Consider the following 16,297-nt stretch of genomic DNA (forward strand, 5'->3'; position numbering starts at 1 on the left):
CAGTTATTCCATACTACGAACGATTCTTGGACTGGTTTCCAACAGTAGAAAGTTTGGCGAATGCGCCTGAGGAGCGTTTGCTGAAGGCTTGGGAGGGATTGGGCTATTATTCTAGAGTGCGCAATATGCAGGCTGCAGCCCAGCAGATTATGGCTGACTTTGGGGGTCAATTTCCAAATACTTACGAAGGAATTTCCAGTTTGAAAGGAATTGGCCCTTACACAGCAGGAGCCATATCCAGTATTGCTTTTAATTTGCCCGAGCCAGCGGTCGATGGCAATGTCATGCGTGTTTTGGCGCGCTTATTTGAGGTTAATCATGATATTGGCATTCCAAGCAATCGCAAAATTTTTCAGGCAATGATGGAAATCTTGATTGACCCGGATCGTCCGGGTGACTTTAATCAAGCTTTGATGGATTTAGGGTCAGATATAGAGGCCCCAGTTAACCCTCGACCAGAAGAAAGCCCTGTTAAGGACTTTAGCGCAGCCTATCAGAATGGGACTATGGATGTATATCCAATTAAGGCTCCTAAGAAAAAGCCCATGCCAATTTATCTCAAGGCTTTAGTTGTACGCAATGACCGTGGTCAATATCTACTTGAGAAAAACGCAAGCGAGAAACTACTGGCCGGTTTTTGGCACTTCCCACTGATTGAAGTTGACGATTTTTCAAGTGATGACAATCAACTAGATCTCTTTTCACAAGTCACAGAGGAAAGCAGAATATTTGGGCCAAGTCCTCAAGAAAACTTTGAGCAAGACTATGATTTAGAAGTGAATTGGTCCCAACAAGTATTTGATCAAGTCAAGCATATCTTTAGCCATCGTAAGTGGCGTATTCAAATCCTAGCAGGTCAGGTAACCAATTCGAAACAATTTTTAGATAGAGAAGTTCGATGGGTCTCACCTCAGGAGTTTTCTGATTATCCACTCGCGAAACCCCAGCAAAAGATTTGGCAGGCTTATAAAACAGCTCTTGAAGATGAAGACTTACAGTAGCCATTTGTGCCTTCTTTGCATTTTTTTGTTATAATAGATAAAGAAAAAGGTGAACCTATGAAAAAAATATTAATTGTAGATGATGAAAAACCAATCTCAGATATTATCAAGTTTAACATGTCCAAGGAAGGATATGAAGTTGTAACAGCCTTCAATGGTCGTGAAGCGATCGAGTTATTTGAAGCGGAGCAGCCGGATATTATTATCCTCGACTTGATGCTCCCTGAAATTGATGGTTTAGAAGTTGCTAAAGCTATTCGTAAGACTAGTAGCGTGCCGATTATCATGCTATCAGCTAAGGATAGCGAGTTTGACAAGGTTATTGGTTTAGAGTTAGGTGCAGACGATTATGTTACAAAACCTTTCTCAAACCGTGAGTTGCAGGCTCGTGTCAAGGCTCTGCTTCGTCGTACAGACCTAGTTTCTGTGGATAGCCAAGAGTCTGATGAGAAGAAGACGCAGCCTTTACAAATTGGTGATTTGGAAATCGTGCCCGATGCTTACGTGGCTAAGAAATATGGTGAGGAATTAGATTTGACCCACCGTGAGTTTGAACTCTTGTATCACTTGGCGTCTCATATTGGTCAAGTGATTACGCGTGAACACTTGCTTGAGACTGTATGGGGTTATGACTATTTTGGTGATGTTCGTACAGTGGATGTGACCATTAGACGCTTGCGTGAGAAAATCGAAGATACTCCAAGTCGTCCAGAGTACATTCTCACACGTCGTGGTGTTGGATACTATATGAGAAATAATGATTGAAGATATTAGACAAACTATTCTGACCAGCGATTTTATCTTTATCCTGATTTTACTTGGCTTTATCCTGGTGGTGACCTTGCTGTTACTGGAAAATCGTCGGGATAATATCCGTCTAAAGGAGATAAATCAAAAGGTTAAGGACTTGATTGCAGGTGATTATTCTCAAGTTTTGGACTTGCAAGGAAGTACAGAAATTACCAATATCACCAATAATCTGAACGATTTGTCAGAAGTTATTCGTTTGACCCAAGAAAATCTGGAACAAGAGAGTAAACGATTGAACAGTATTCTTTCTTACATGACAGATGGCGTTCTTGCGACCAATCGCCGTGGCCAGATTACTATGATCAACGATATGGCCAAGAAACAGCTCGGTGTGCAGAAAGAAGATGTTCTGAATAAAAGCATCCTCGAATTGCTTAAGATAGAAGATGAGTATGAGTTGCGTGACCTGATTACACAGATTCCTGAGTTGACGATTGACTCCCAGGATGTAAATGGTGAATATCTAAGCCTTCGTGTACGTTTTGCTCTGGTTCGCCGTGAGTCAGGTTTCATCTCTGGTTTGGTTGCCGTTTTACATGATACGACCGAGCAGGAGAAGGAAGAGCGTGAGCGAAGACTCTTTGTTTCGAACGTGAGTCATGAGTTGCGAACTCCTTTGACCAGTGTAAAATCTTATCTTGAAGCCTTGGACGAGGGAGCTCTGTATGATCCTGTTGCTCCTGATTTTATCAAGGTTTCACTCGATGAAACCAACCGTATGATGCGGATGGTGACAGATCTCTTGCATCTCTCTCGTATTGATAATGCGACAAGTCAGCTAGATGTGGAATTGATTAATTTTACAGCATTCATCACCTTTATTCTCAACCGCTTTGATAAGATGAGAAGTCAGGATGATGAGAAAAAATATGAACTTGTCAGAGATTACCCTATTAATTCAGTTTGGATCGAGATTGATACCGATAAGATGACTCAGGTGATAGATAATATTCTTAACAATGCCATCAAGTACTCGCCAGATGGTGGCAAAATTACTGTTAGCATGAAAACTACTGATGACCAGATGATTTTATCCATCAAAGACCAAGGTCTAGGCATTCCAAAACAAGATTTGCCGAAGATTTTTGACCGCTTCTACCGTGTGGATCGTGCAAGAAGTCGGGCTCAAGGTGGAACTGGTCTAGGTCTGGCTATCGCAAAAGAAATCATTAAACAACACAATGGCTTTATTTGGGCAAAAAGTGAATACGGTAAGGGATCGACCTTTACCATAGTGCTCCCTTATGATAAGGATGCCGTAAAAGAAGAAATCTGGGAGGACGAAATAGAAGACTAGAATGAGTGAAAAAGGCTTTAAATACAGTATTTTAGCATCAGGTTCCAGTGGAAATTCCTTTTATCTGGAAACGTCAAAAAAGAAAATCCTAGTAGATGCAGGCTTATCTGGTAAGAAAATTACTAGCCTGCTAGCTGAAATCAATCGTAAACCTGAAGATCTGGATGCGATTCTGATTACGCATGAGCATTCAGACCATATCCACGGAGTCGGTGTCTTGGCTCGTAAATATGGCATGGATCTTTACGCCAATGAAAAGACCTGGCAGGCTATGGAAAATAGTAAGTATCTTGGCAAGGTAGATTCTTCGCAAAAGCATATCTTTGAAATGGGTAAAACCAAAACCTTTGGTGATATCGACATTGAGAGTTTTGGTGTTAGCCATGATGCGGCAGCACCACAGTTTTACCGATTTATGAAAGACGACAAGAGCTTCGTCATGCTGACCGATACAGGTTATGTAAGTGACCGTATGGAAGGAATTGTCGAGAATGCGGACGGCTACCTCATCGAGTCCAACCACGATGTGGAGATTTTGCGAGCAGGATCTTACGCTTGGCGTCTCAAACAACGAATCCTATCGGATCTCGGTCACCTTTCTAACGAAGACGGTGCTGAGGCCATGATTCGTTCAATGGGAAATCGGACTAAGAAAATCTATCTTGGCCACTTGTCCAAAGAGAACAATATCAAGGAGCTGGCTCATATGACCATGGTCAATCAGCTAGCCCAAGCCGATCTGGGAGTCGGAGTAGACTTTAAGGTTTATGATACCTCACCAGATACTGCAACTCCATTGACAGATATATAAAAAGAAGGCGAGTGCCTTCTTTTGTTTTGTATTTTATTAGGGATTTAGTGTGATATAATGATTAAAAGAACTAAAGGAGTAGCAGTGTGAAGAGAAAATGGCTATTAAAGGATTACTATGACACAACGATTATCATACTTGCATTGATATCAGTTGTCCTTGTCTTGCTTGGATTTGCTGAGATGATTGATTTGGATAATCCACCCTATAGTATTATTGATTTACTGATTTGGTTTGTTTTTGTGGTAGATTATGGTTGGCGCTTCTTTTCAAGTAAAGAAAAATGGAAATTTATATTTGAAAATATCTTCGACTTGCTAGCCATCCTTCCTTTGAATGCTATTTTTACAGTATTTCGATTAGGGCGTATCTTCCGCTTAGCAAGGCTTACAAAATTACTGAAACTAACTCGTCTTTTAAGAGTCGTTGGATTGACTGGCAAGTTGGAAAAGAAGGTTGGAAAACTCTTACGAACAAATGGCTTACTTTATATTTTCTATCTCAATTCCTTTATTGTACTGGTAGGTAGTTCAATTTTATCTGTTGTTGAAGAAAAATCATTCTCAGATAGTCTTTGGTGGGCGCTTGTAACTGTAACGACTGTTGGTTATGGAGATATTGTTCCTGCGTCGATTTTTGGGAAGTGGTTAGCTGTTTTACTAATGCTTGTTGGTATTGGCACAATAGGGATGTTAACAAGTGCTTTGACAAACTTTTTTGTAAAGGATAATCCAGATGAGCAGATAAAACTTGATAAACTCCAAGATGAATTAATAACTCAAAGAATATTACTAGAGAAACAATCTGAGAAGATAGAAGAACTGCATAGAATGATACAAGACTCGCTTGAAAAAAAGTAATTTAGACAATACAAAAACCACTCGACGAGTGGCTTTTTTACAATCCAGCAAATTCCTTGATTTCTTGTGCGGACATGGAAGAGTCGCAACGGACATTGATTTGTCCATCTGCAATGTGAACGAAGCCTGGTACAGTTGGAATTCCATAGCGTGAACGGAATTCTTGTAACTCATTGAGTTGGCTTGGTTCTTCACTGTTGATGAAGTAGATGTGGGCTTTAGTTTCAGCTACGACATCTGCCAATGTGCCAGCAAATTTACGGCAGTAAGGGCAAGTTTTACGGCCAATAAAGAAGGTTGCTGTTTCTTTTTTATCAAGAGCTTCTAGCGCACGCGCGACTGTAGTGACTTCAAGGTCTTTGATGTTTTCTAAAAATTGTTCCATGAGATTACCTCGCTTTCATTGATAAATCTAGTATGCCATAAAGTTTCTAAAAATGCTTAGATTTGATACGAAAAAAGATGAGATTGGTTGGTCTCATCTCTTATAGATTTTTATTTTACAAACGCATTGATTTCTGCTTCGATGTTGGCAATCTTAGCTTGTGAATCTTCATTACTTTCACCCACAACGGCAATGTAGAATTTGATTTTTGGTTCTGTACCTGAAGGGCGAACAGCAATCCAAGAACCATCTGCAAGGCTGTATTTCAAGACATCGCTTGGTGGCGTAGTGAGGGTAGTCACTGTACCGTCTGTAGCAGTAGAGGTAAGAGCCTTAAAGTCTTCTGTGACAGAGATAGCAGTCGCATTGAATTCTTTTGGAGCATTGTTGCGGAATTTAGCCATAATGGCTTTGATTTGTTCAGCACCATCGACACCTGAAAGGGTAACAGAGATAGTCTTTTCAGCGTAGTAGCCGTATTCTTTGTAGATTTCTTCGATACCGTCAGCAAGGGTCAAACCACGTGAACGGTAGTAGGCAGCAAGTTCAGCAACGACAAGAACAGCTTGGATAGCATCTTTATCACGTACGAATGGTTTAATCAAGTAACCGAAGCTTTCTTCAAATCCCATCATGTAAGTGTGGTTGTGTTTTTCTTCGAATTCTTGAATTTTTTCAGCGATAAATTTGAAACCTGTCAAAACGTTGAACATAGTTGCGCCGTAGCTTTCAGCAATCTTCGTTACCAAGTCAGTTGATACGATAGATTTACAGAGGGCTGCATTTTCAGAAAGAGTTCCAGCGTTTTTGTGGGCTTCCAAGATGTATTTAGCCATGATAGCACCGATTTGGTTACCTGAAAGGTTGAGGTAGCTACCATCTTTTTGAAGAACTTCAACACCAACACGGTCAGCGTCAGGGTCAGTTGCCACAAGAACATCTGCACCAACTTGACGACCGAGTTCTTCAGCAAGGGCAAAGGCTGCTTGGCTTTCTGGATTTGGAGATTTTACAGTTGAGAAGTCTGGGTCAGCAGTTGCTTGCGCTTCAACGACTTGAACAGAGTCAAATCCTGCTTGGGCAAGAGCACGACGAGCCAACATTTCACCAGTACCATGAAGTGGTGTGTAGACAATTTTCATGTCTTTACCAAATTCTTCAATCAAGGCTGGGTTGATGTTTACGTGCTTAACCTCTTTAAGGTATTCTACGTCAACAGCTTCGCCAATGACTTCAATTAAGCCAGAAGCTTTTTCAGCTTCCACATCAGCAACTTCAACTGCAAATGGGTTTTCGATAGCACGGATGTAAGTAGTCAAAGCGTCCGCGTCATGTGGAGGCATTTGCCCGCCGTCTTCACCGTAAACCTTGTAACCGTTAAATGGAGCAGGGTTGTGACTGGCAGTAATCATGATACCTGCGAAACAGTTGAGATGACGAACTGCAAATGATAGTTCTGGAGTTGGACGAAGGCTTTCAAATACGTAAGATTTGATACCATGTTTAGCAAGAACTGCCGCAGATTCAAAGGCAAACTCAGGTGAGAAGTGACGACTATCGTAGGCGATTGCTACACCACGTTCTTTTTCATTTCCACCTTTAGACTCAATCAAACGAGCCAAACCTTCAGTCGCTTGACGGACAACATAGATATTGATGCGGTTTGTGCCAGCCCCGATCAAACCACGCATTCCAGCTGTACCAAATTCAAGATTTGTATAGAAGGCATCCTCCTTTGTTTTTTCGTCCATCTTTTCCAAATCCTGACGAAGATAGTCTGGAAGGTCAGCGAAATCAAGCCATTTTTGATAATTTTCTTGGTAGGTCATAAGGCAACTCCTTTATTTGTTTTAATCGCTTTCATTATATCATGATTTATCATTTTAGTAAAACGTTAGTATAACTTAAAATGCAGGAAATTTACTTATGCACTTTAGCGGGAAAATGGTGGGTACCATGCTAACTTATATTAAATTCGCAAGGCTAATCAATTATTCAATTCATTGCAATATGAAAGGTTATATTTTTTTGTAGAATACTTAAATAGAGAAAATCAAAAATATTGTTATATTCTATTCTTTTTATAAAGAATCCTTTAATGTATCAAATGAACATATAGAAAAATTTAAGTTAAAACTCTATAAATTTAAGATATTTTGAAAATATCTGGTTTCTGTTTTGAATTTTATAGTGCGTATGGTAGAATATAGTAAATCATTAAAGGAGAATCCATTATGAAAAAAATTCTTAAGCATTCTGCTTTGCTTTTATCAGCTTTAGCACTGGTTGCCTGTGGAGCTCAAAAAAAAGCAAGCGACAATGGTACTGCCTCGAACTCAAACTTTGAAGTTTCTGTAAAAGACGGTATGTTTGTATTGCCTAAAGATGAAGATTCATCTTCAAGCTACCTTGCACTTCAAGTCGAAATCAAGAACAATCGTGATAAACAGTTTAGTTTTACTAGCCAAGATATTACACTTTATAATGAAAAAGATGAGAAATTACAACCAATTCAAATCTATGAAAGCGATAGTAAAACCAAGTTTATGTCATATGGAGACAGTCTTTCTAAAGGAAAGAGCGTTGCTGGTTATGTAGTGTATGAAGTCGACAAGAACGCTAAGTATGAACTCCACTTCGCGCCTAGCTTTTACGATGACATCAAAGAAAATTCCAAAAAGAATAATGATGTAGCAATCAAGGTTGATCCAAGTCAGTATGAAGATCATATTGATGAAGCAAAAGATGTAATGAAAAAATATGTCGATGCGGTTTATCTTAATGGGGAAAGTTCTGGTGGTGGAACGAACTTGAGTGCTACTGATAACAAATCGCAAGTTGTAGCACTTGCTGATGATAAGAAATCTTCTGATAACGGTGCTGAATTCACAAACGATGCGAAAGCTGATAAAGAAGAGTTTATCAAGAAATTTACAGAGTCGTTCGGAAAAGGCTTTTATAACTACAAACCATCTGATTCAGAACTTAGAACATTTGCAGATGCCTACATCAAAGCAAATGCTAAGAGAGCAAAAGTTGATTACAAGGTGAAGACATACTTGCCAGATTATGCTGTTGTTTATGTTAGACCAGAAACAATCGACTTGGATAACTTGAATGTCTATGAATTGAGCCGTAAGTTCTACGAAGAAAACAAAGGTAAATATAGCAACTACTCAGAAGCTATGAAAGCTGGTGAGAAGTACATTTTAGAAAATGCACCGAGTCAATTTGATTCAACTCCACTAGACACTAGTGATAACATGAAGAAAGAGGGTTATGAAATTAAAATGACCAAGAAAGATGGAAAATGGACCATCGATACCTCTTCTAAAAACTATGACTTAAAAGATATGGCTCGCACATTCCGTGGAGGCATTGGATACTAAGATGAAAGGTTCGGGTTTACCACTCGAACTTTTTTCATTGCAATTGTGCAAAAGAGAAAAAGATAGTAAAATAGATGTATGATTATTTTACAAGCTAATAAAATTGAACGTTCTTTTGCTGGAGAGGTTCTTTTTGAACATATCAACCTGCAAGTTGATGAACGGGATCGGATTGCCCTAGTTGGGAAAAATGGTGCAGGGAAATCTACTCTTTTAAAGATTTTGGTTGGAGAAGAGGAGCCAACTAGTGGAGAAATCAATAAGAAAAAGATATCTCTCTGTCTTACCTAGCTCAAGATAGCCGTTTTGAGTCTGAAAATAGCATTTATGATGAAATGCTCCATGTCTTTGATGACTTGCGTCGGATAGAGACACAACTGCGTCAGATGGAGTTGGAGATGGGTGAAAAGTCTGGTGAAGATTTGGATAAACTGATGTCAGATTACGATCGCTTATCTGAGAATTTCCGCCAAGCAGGTGGCTTTACCTACGAAGCTGATATCCGTGCTATCTTGAATGGTTTCAAGTTTGATGAATCTATGTGGCAGATGAAAATTGCCGAGCTTTCAGGTGGTCAAAATACTCGTCTGGCACTGGCCAAAATGCTCCTTGAAAAGCCCAATCTCTTGGTCTTGGACGAGCCAACCAACCACTTGGATATTGAGACCATCGCTTGGCTAGAGAATTACTTGGTAAACTATAGTGGTGCCCTCATTATTGTCAGCCACGACCGTTATTTCTTGGACAAGGTTGCGACGATTACACTCGATTTAACTAAGCATTCCTTGGATCGTTATGTAGGAAATTATTCTTCTTTTGTCGAGCTGAAAGAGCAAAAGCTAGCAACTGAAGCCAAGAACTATGAAAAGCAACAAAAGGAAATTGCGGCTCTAGAAGATTTTGTCAATCGCAATCTAGTCCGAGCTTCAACGACCAAACGTGCTCAATCTCGCCGTAAACAACTAGAAAAAATGGAGCGTTTGGACAAGCCTGAAGCTGGCAAGAAATCAGCCAATATGACCTTCCAGTCTGAAAAAACGTCGGGAAATGTCGTTTTGACCGTTGAAAATGCGGCTATTGGCTATGATGGAGAAATATTGTCAGAGCCTATCAATCTGGATCTTCGTAAGATGAACGCTGTTGCGATTGTCGGACCAAATGGTATTGGCAAATCAACCTTTATCAAGTCAATAGTAGACCAGATCCCTTTTATCAAGGGAGAGAAGCGTTTTGGCGCTAATGTGGATGTTGGTTACTATGACCAAACCCAAAGCAAGCTAACACCAAGTAATACGGTTCTGGATGAACTTTGGAATGATTTTAAACTGACACCAGAAGTTGAGATCCGCAACCGACTTGGTGCTTTCCTCTTCTCAGGGGATGATGTCAAAAAATCAGTTGGCATGCTGTCTGGCGGCGAGAAAGCTCGGTTACTTTTGGCTAAATTGTCTATGGAAAACAACAACTTCCTGATCCTTGATGAGCCAACCAACCACTTGGATATTGATAGCAAGGAAGTCTTGGAAAATGCCTTGATTGACTTTGATGGGACCTTGCTCTTTGTCAGTCACGACCGTTACTTTATCAATCGTGTAGCCACTCATGTTTTGGAATTGTCTGAGAATGGTTCGGCCCTCTATCTAGGAGATTATGACTACTATGTTGATAAAAAGGCCGAAATGGAAGTCAGCCAGACAGAGGAAGCTTCAACTAGCAATCAAGCAAAAGAAGCAAGTCCAGTAAATGACTACCAAGCTCAGAAAGAAAGTCAAAAAGAGATTCGCAAACTCATGCGCCAAATAGAGAGTTTAGAGGCTGAAATCGAAGAGTTAGAAAGTCAAAGCCAAGTCATTTCTGAACGAATGCTGGAAACCAACGATGCTGAAAAGCTCATGGAATTGCAGACTGAACTCGACAAAATCAGCCACCGTCAGGAAGAAGCCATGCTTGAGTGGGAAGAATTATCGGAGCAGGTGTAAGAAATGGAACATCTTGGAAAGGTATTTCGTGAATTTCGGACAAGTGGCAATTATTCCTTAAAGGAGGCTGCAGGCGAGTCCTGCTCTACCTCTCAATTATCTCGCTTCGAGCTTGGGGAGTCTGATCTAGCAGTTTCTCGTTTCTTTGAGATTTTGGACAATATTCATGTGACTATTGAAAATTTCATGGACAAGGCTAGGGATTTCCAAAATCATGAACATGTTGCCTTGATGGCACAGATTATTCCGCTTTACTACTCAAATGATATTGCAGGTTTTCAAAAGCTTCAAAACGAACAGCTTGAGAAAGCGAAGAGTTCGACCAATCCCCTCTATTTTGAGCTGAATTGGATTCTGCTACAAGGTCTGATTTGTCAAAGAGATGCTCATTACACGATGAGTCAGAGTGATTTGGAAAAGGTAGCAGATTATCTTTTCCGAACAGAAGAATGGACTATGTATGAGTTGATTCTTTTCGGTAATCTCTATACTTTCTACAATGTGGACTATGTAGCTCGGATTGGCAGAGAAGTCATGGAGCGAGAAGACTACTACAAAGAAATTGGTCGGCATCGTAAACTAGTTTTGATTTTAGCTCTTAACTGTTACCAGCATTGTTTGGAAAAACGTTCCTTTACGGATGCGGACTATTTTGAGGGCTATGTAGAGAAGTTGATTGGAAATGGTATCAAGCTTTATGAGCGCAATATCTTCCATTATCTCAAAGGTTTCGCCCTCTACCAGAGAGACTTGAAAGAAGAAGGTTGTAGTCAAATGCAGGAAGCCATGCATATTTTTGAGGTGCTTGGACTTCCAGAGCAAGTAGCTTACTATCAGGAACATTATGAAAAATTTGTAAATGCTTAAATTTCCCAAATAAGGGAAAAACAAAGAGACTCTTTTCAGTTTTGATACAATAGTTTCAAAAGAGAGAGGAGCTTTTTATATGAATCGACATGCAATCCAGTTGATTAGTCGTGGGGCTATTAATAAAATAGGAAATATGCTCTATGATTATGGAAACAGTGTTTGGTTGGCATCAATGGGAACGATAGGACAGACTGTTCTTGGGATTTATCAAATTTCTGAGTTAGTTACATCGATTCTAGTCAATCCCTTTGGTGGAGTGATTTCGGACCGCTTTTCGCGTCGCAAAATTTTGATGACGACAGACCTGATTTGTGGCATTCTCTGTTTAGCTATTTCTTTCATCAGAAATAATAGCTTGATGATTGCTGCTCTGATCTTCGCCAATATTGTTCAGGCGGTTGCCTTTGCATTTTCTCGTACAGCCAACAAAGCCATTATAACTGAGGTTGTAGAAAAAGACGAGATTGTGACCTATAACGCTCGCTTAGAGCTCGTTTTGCAGGTTGTAGGAGTTAGCTCCCCTGTACTTTCTTTCCTCGTTTTACAATTTGCCAGTCTCCATATGACGCTCGTTTTAGATGCTATTAGTTTTTTCATTGCATTTACCTTAGTAGCTTTACTTCCCCAAAAAGAGACTCAGGAACAAGTGAAAAATACTTTCCGTTGGAAAAATATTTTTGCTGATATGAAAGAAGGGATTCGCTATATTTGGCGCCAGCAAGAGATCTTTTTCCTTTTGGTAGTAGCTTCCAGTGTTAATTTCTTTTTTGCAGCCTTTGAATTTCTCCTTCCCTTTTCAAATCGACTATACGGGGGAGAAGGAGCTTATGCAACTATTTTGACTATGGGCGCTATTGGTTCGATTATCGGAGCTCTTCTAGCTAGTAAAATAAAGGCAAGTGTTTATAATCTTTTGATTTTATTGGCCTTGACTGGAGTTGGAGTTTTTATGATGGGATTACCACTGCCAACTTTTCTTTCCTTTTCTGGAAATTTAGTTTGTGAACTGTTTATGACGATATTTAATATTCACTTTTTTACTCAGGTGCAAACCAAGGTTGAGGGCGAATACTTGGGGAGAGTGCTAAGCACAATTTTTACCTTAGCCATTCTATTTATGCCGATTGCAAAAGGCTTTATGACAGTGCTACCAAGTGTACATCTCTCTTCTTTCTTGATAATTGGAATCGGGGTTATCATCCTAGCTTGTCTATCCCTCATTTATGTGCGAAGTCATTTTGAAAAAGAGTTATAATTTCTCTTTTTTAGAAAATATTACACTACAAACCATTTTTCAGCCCTTCTCTATTGTGAGGAGGGCTTGCTTTGTGGTAAAATGGGATTATGAATGAAAGAATGAATGAGTTAGTTGCCTTACTTAATCGTTATGCGACCGAGTACTATACGAGTGACAATCCGTCGGTTTCAGATAGTGAGTATGATCGCCTCTACCGAGAGTTGGTCGAATTGGAAGCTGCCTATCCAGATCAAGTTTTAGCGGACAGTCCAACCCATCGTGTTGGTGGTAAGGTTTTAGATGGTTTTGAAAAATACAGTCATCAGTATCCTCTTTATAGTTTGCAGGATGCTTTTTCACGTGAAGAGTTAGAAGCTTTTGATGCGCGTGTTCGAAAGGAATTACCCCATCCAATCTATATCTGTGAGCTGAAAATCGATGGTTTGTCTATCTCGCTTACATATGAAAAGGGAATTTTAGTAGTCGGTGCGACACGTGGGGATGGTTCTATTGGAGAGAATATCACAGAGAACCTCAAGCGTGTCAAGGACATTCCTCTGACCTTGCCAGAAGAACTAGATATCACCGTTCGTGGAGAGTGTTATATGCCACGTGCTTCGTTTGATCAGGTCAACCAAGCTCGCCAAGAAAATGGGGAGCCTGAATTTGCCAATCCTCGTAATGCAGCAGCTGGGACCTTGCGTCAGTTGGATACAGCAGTAGTAGCCAAGCGCAATCTTGCCACTTTCCTCTATCAAGAAGCCAGCCCTTCAACTCGTGACAGCCAAGAAAAAGTTTTGGATCACCTTGAACAACTTGGTTTTGTAGTTAATCCTAAGCGAATATTGGCTAAAAGCATAGATGAGTTATGGAATTTTATCCAAGAAGTAGGACAAGAACGGGATAATTTACCTTATGACATTGATGGAGTGGTGATCAAGGTCAATGACCTAGCAGGTCAAGAAGAGCTCGGTTTTACCGTTAAAGCGCCTAAGTGGGCAGTCGCCTATAAATTTCCTGCTGAAGAAAAAGAAGCCCAGCTCCTTTCAGTTGACTGGACAGTAGGTCGTACGGGTGTTGTGACCCCGACTGCCAATCTAACTCCTGTTCAGCTTGCTGGCACAACTGTTAGCCGTGCAACCCTGCACAATGTAGATTATATTGCTGAAAAAGATATCCGCAAAGATGATACAGTTATCGTTTATAAGGCGGGGGACATCATTCCTGCTGTTTTGCGTGTGGTAGAGTCTAAGCGTGTTTCTGAAGAAAAACTAGACATTCCGACTAATTGTCCAAGTTGTGACAGTCACTTGCTTCACTTTGAAGATGAAGTGGCTCTTCGTTGTATCAATCCTCGCTGTCCTGCCCAAATCATGGAAGGTTTGATTCACTTTGCCTCTCGAGACGCCATGAATATTACAGGACTTGGACCGTCTATCGTTGAAAAACTTTTTGCTGCCAATCTAGTTAAGGATGTGGCAGATATTTACCGTTTGAAAGAAGATGATTTCCTCCTTTTAGAAGGTGTCAAGGAAAAGTCTGCTTCTAAACTATATCAAGCCATTCAAGCATCTAAGGAAAACTCTGCTGAAAAGCTCTTGTTTGGTCTGGGAATTCGCCATGTCGGAAGCAAGGCTAGCCAACTCTTGCTTCAACACTTTCACTCTATTGAAAATCTAGCCCAAGCAGACCCAGAGGAAGTAGCAAGTATCGAAAGCTTAGGTAGTGTGATTGCCCAAAGTCTTCAGACTTATTTTGCAACAGAAGGGTCGAAGATTCTCTTAGGCGAGTTGAAAGAAGCTGGAGTCAACCTGGATTACAAGGGACAGACAGTAGTAGCAGATGCGGCCTTGTCAGGTTTGACCGTTGTACTCACGGGGAAATTGGAACACCTCACGCGCTCTGAAGCCAAAAGTAAACTCGAAAGTCTTGGTGCCAAAGTCACAGGCAGTGTTTCTAAGAAAACGAATCTTGTCGTAGCAGGAGCAGATGCAGGAAGCAAGCTCCAAAAAGCACAAGAACTTGGTATCGAGGTTCGAGATGAAGCCTGGCTAGAAAGTTTGTAAGGAATAGTTGAAAACTAGATGTTAGGTAGTTTGGGACTATCTCTCCTGATATGTTTTTATATCTATTGAACTATTCTCTATTGTGCTGAAATTCCCGCTAAATTCTTCAGCACACAAAAAAATTAAAATTGAAATTAGGAATTAGGAAAAGAAATGTATAGTTACCCTGTAGTCATCCATTTTCATCGAAAAAATGGGGATTATGCCGCTTGTTCATTCAGTAGAAAACAAGCAGATGTTAAAGAAAATTTGTATTATGAAAATGACTATTTTGGAGCAAAATTCTCCTTTACAGTCACAAGTGCAGAAAGGCTTGATACTTTGACCTTTTCTGTCGAAATAGATGGAAAGACAAAAGACTATCTTCTACGGTTTAACTATTATCCACTGTTGACTGAGGTTTGGATATTAGATGGCGATGAGACGGTTTATTATTCTGAAAATCCAGCCATTGCAAGTCCTTACTATAAAGATCGCAACCCGTTTGCTTTTGATAAAGCCTTTCACAGTGAAAGTTTTGATCATCATTGGGGATACCAAGGAGAGTTAGGTTACAGTATCTCAGACTGCCAGACAAGCTTTAAACTCTGGGCTCCAACAGCTACAGCAGTCCAAGTGGTCGTTTATGAAAATACAAGTAACGACGCGCCGATTTGGAAAACCTTTAATCTCAAGCGTGGGAATAGCTATTCATACAGCCATAAGTACAATACCATTGGTGTTTGGAGTGTAGACCTGGATGAAAATCTTGCAGGTAAAGCCTATCAGTATCGGATTGAGTTTCCGCACCACCAGACCTTGACACGAGACCCTTACACTATTGCTACAAGTCCTGACGGGAAACATTCTGTCATCCTCTCTCAGCAAGATAGACAGGTAGAAGGATTTAAAGTCAAACACGGAGTAGATGCACACTGGCGTTTGGAAAACCCATGTAAAGCCGTTATCTGTGAAATGCATATTCGTGATTTTACAAAATCACCGACATCTGGAGTTCCAGAAAACCTTCGAGGGACCTTCCTTGGGGCTGCCCAGACTGGAACAGTTAACCAGTATGGTCAAGCAACTGCCTTTGACTATATCAAAGAACTCGGCTGTAATTATGTTCAACTCCAACCAATCTTTGATCGTCATAAGGAATACGACGAGGACGGGAATGTAACCTATAACTGGGGTTATGACCCTCAAAACTACAATGCGCCAGAACCAAGTTTCTCTAGTAATCCAGATGATCCTGGACAGGTTATTCGAGACCTCAAGACCATGATTCAGGCATATCATGATGCGGGAATCGGTGTCATTATGGATGTCGTTTACAACCATACCTTTTCAACGGTCGATGCACCTTTCCAAACAACTGTTCCTGATTATTACTATCGTATGAATCCCGATGGAACCTTCCAAAACGGTACAGGTGTAGGAAATGAAACCGCAAGCGAACACGAAATGTACCGCAAGTATATGATTGACTCACTCCTTTACTGGGTGAAAGAATACAATATTGACGGTTTCCGTTTCGACTTGATGGGAATTCACGATGTCAAAACCATGCAGGCGATTCGTTGGGCACTTGATGAAGTTGATCCACGCAT

The 16,297-nt window shown here is 40.4% G+C and carries 12 protein-coding genes and 1 pseudogene; 11 read left to right on the forward strand and 2 right to left on the reverse strand.

Annotation, left to right across the window (positions count from 1 at the left end):
- From SORDD15_RS02360 to SORDD15_RS02380, 5 genes are all read left to right on the forward strand, one after another.
- Positions 1 to 1,001 (forward strand): A/G-specific adenine glycosylase (locus SORDD15_RS02360; RefSeq protein WP_061413991.1); only part of this gene is annotated, 1,001 nt, incomplete at its 5' end.
- Between the two features lie 57 nt (positions 1,002 to 1,058).
- Positions 1,059 to 1,766 carry a response regulator YycF gene (yycF, locus tag SORDD15_RS02365; RefSeq protein WP_061413993.1) on the forward strand — a complete coding sequence of 236 codons (708 nt, stop codon included), beginning with the start codon at positions 1,059 to 1,061 and terminating at the stop codon, positions 1,764 to 1,766.
- Complete coding sequence (vicK, locus tag SORDD15_RS02370; RefSeq protein ID WP_061413994.1) at positions 1,759 to 3,108, forward strand: cell wall metabolism sensor histidine kinase VicK; 1,350 nt, start codon at positions 1,759 to 1,761, stop codon at positions 3,106 to 3,108. The genes yycF and vicK overlap by 8 nt, the downstream gene beginning before the upstream one ends.
- A 1-nt stretch (position 3,109) precedes the next feature.
- Positions 3,110 to 3,919 carry an MBL fold metallo-hydrolase gene (locus SORDD15_RS02375; protein WP_061413996.1) on the forward strand — a complete coding sequence of 270 codons (810 nt, stop codon included), beginning with the start codon at positions 3,110 to 3,112 and terminating at the stop codon, positions 3,917 to 3,919.
- Between the two features lie 86 nt (positions 3,920 to 4,005).
- Positions 4,006 to 4,779, forward strand: a complete 774-nt coding sequence (locus tag SORDD15_RS02380; RefSeq protein WP_061413998.1) for a potassium channel family protein — start codon at positions 4,006 to 4,008, stop codon at positions 4,777 to 4,779.
- Between the two features lie 37 nt (positions 4,780 to 4,816).
- Here SORDD15_RS02380 and SORDD15_RS02385 read toward each other — a convergent pair whose 3' ends face one another.
- Positions 4,817 to 5,164, reverse strand: coding sequence for a DUF6568 family protein (locus tag SORDD15_RS02385; RefSeq protein ID WP_061414000.1), 348 nt, complete (start codon positions 5,162 to 5,164; stop codon positions 4,817 to 4,819).
- 110 nt (positions 5,165 to 5,274) lie between these two features.
- Positions 5,275 to 6,993, reverse strand: a complete 1,719-nt coding sequence (locus SORDD15_RS02390) for a phospho-sugar mutase (RefSeq protein ID WP_061414002.1) — start codon at positions 6,991 to 6,993, stop codon at positions 5,275 to 5,277.
- Positions 6,994 to 7,398: 405 nt separating this feature from the next.
- Here SORDD15_RS02390 and SORDD15_RS02395 point away from each other — a divergent pair, with 405 nt between their 5' ends.
- The 6 genes and pseudogenes from SORDD15_RS02395 to SORDD15_RS10420 form a co-directional block, all read left to right on the forward strand.
- Positions 7,399 to 8,553, forward strand: coding sequence for a DUF5105 domain-containing protein (locus tag SORDD15_RS02395; protein ID WP_061414004.1), 1,155 nt, complete (start codon positions 7,399 to 7,401; stop codon positions 8,551 to 8,553).
- A gap of 78 nt (positions 8,554 to 8,631) precedes the next feature.
- Positions 8,632 to 10,532 (forward strand): annotated as a pseudogene (locus SORDD15_RS02400) (ABC-F family ATP-binding cassette domain-containing protein).
- A gap of 3 nt (positions 10,533 to 10,535) precedes the next feature.
- Positions 10,536 to 11,399, forward strand: coding sequence for an Rgg family transcriptional regulator (locus tag SORDD15_RS02405; protein WP_061414006.1), 864 nt, complete (start codon positions 10,536 to 10,538; stop codon positions 11,397 to 11,399).
- Between the two features lie 79 nt (positions 11,400 to 11,478).
- Positions 11,479 to 12,657: an MFS transporter gene (locus tag SORDD15_RS02410; protein ID WP_061414009.1), complete on the forward strand. Its 1,179-nt coding sequence runs from the start codon at positions 11,479 to 11,481 to the stop codon at positions 12,655 to 12,657.
- 89 nt (positions 12,658 to 12,746) lie between these two features.
- Positions 12,747 to 14,705 carry an NAD-dependent DNA ligase LigA gene (ligA, locus tag SORDD15_RS02415; protein WP_061414011.1) on the forward strand — a complete coding sequence of 653 codons (1,959 nt, stop codon included), beginning with the start codon at positions 12,747 to 12,749 and terminating at the stop codon, positions 14,703 to 14,705.
- Positions 14,706 to 14,858: 153 nt separating this feature from the next.
- Positions 14,859 to 16,297: alpha-amylase family glycosyl hydrolase (locus SORDD15_RS10420; protein WP_269138078.1), on the forward strand; the 1,439-nt coding region annotated here is incomplete at its 3' end.

Source organism: Streptococcus oralis (assembly GCF_001578935.1).
Taxonomy (GTDB): Bacteria; Bacillota; Bacilli; order Lactobacillales; family Streptococcaceae; genus Streptococcus; species Streptococcus oralis_R.

Bases quoted from the DNA above. Each gene is read 5' to 3' on its own strand.
- yycF (WP_061413993.1), top strand. From the start codon at position 1,059: ATGAAAAAAATATTAATTGTAGATGATGAAAAACCAATCTCAGATATT.
- vicK (WP_061413994.1), top strand. From the start codon at position 1,759: ATGATTGAAGATATTAGACAAACTATTCTGACCAGCGATTTTATCTTT.
- SORDD15_RS02375 (WP_061413996.1), top strand. From the start codon at position 3,110: ATGAGTGAAAAAGGCTTTAAATACAGTATTTTAGCATCAGGTTCCAGT.
- SORDD15_RS02385 (WP_061414000.1), bottom strand. From the start codon at position 5,164: ATGGAACAATTTTTAGAAAACATCAAAGACCTTGAAGTCACTACAGTC.
- SORDD15_RS02390 (WP_061414002.1), bottom strand. From the start codon at position 6,993: ATGACCTACCAAGAAAATTATCAAAAATGGCTTGATTTCGCTGACCTT.
- SORDD15_RS02395 (WP_061414004.1), top strand. From the start codon at position 7,399: ATGAAAAAAATTCTTAAGCATTCTGCTTTGCTTTTATCAGCTTTAGCA.
- SORDD15_RS02405 (WP_061414006.1), top strand. From the start codon at position 10,536: ATGGAACATCTTGGAAAGGTATTTCGTGAATTTCGGACAAGTGGCAAT.
- SORDD15_RS02410 (WP_061414009.1), top strand. From the start codon at position 11,479: ATGAATCGACATGCAATCCAGTTGATTAGTCGTGGGGCTATTAATAAA.
- ligA (WP_061414011.1), top strand. From the start codon at position 12,747: ATGAATGAAAGAATGAATGAGTTAGTTGCCTTACTTAATCGTTATGCG.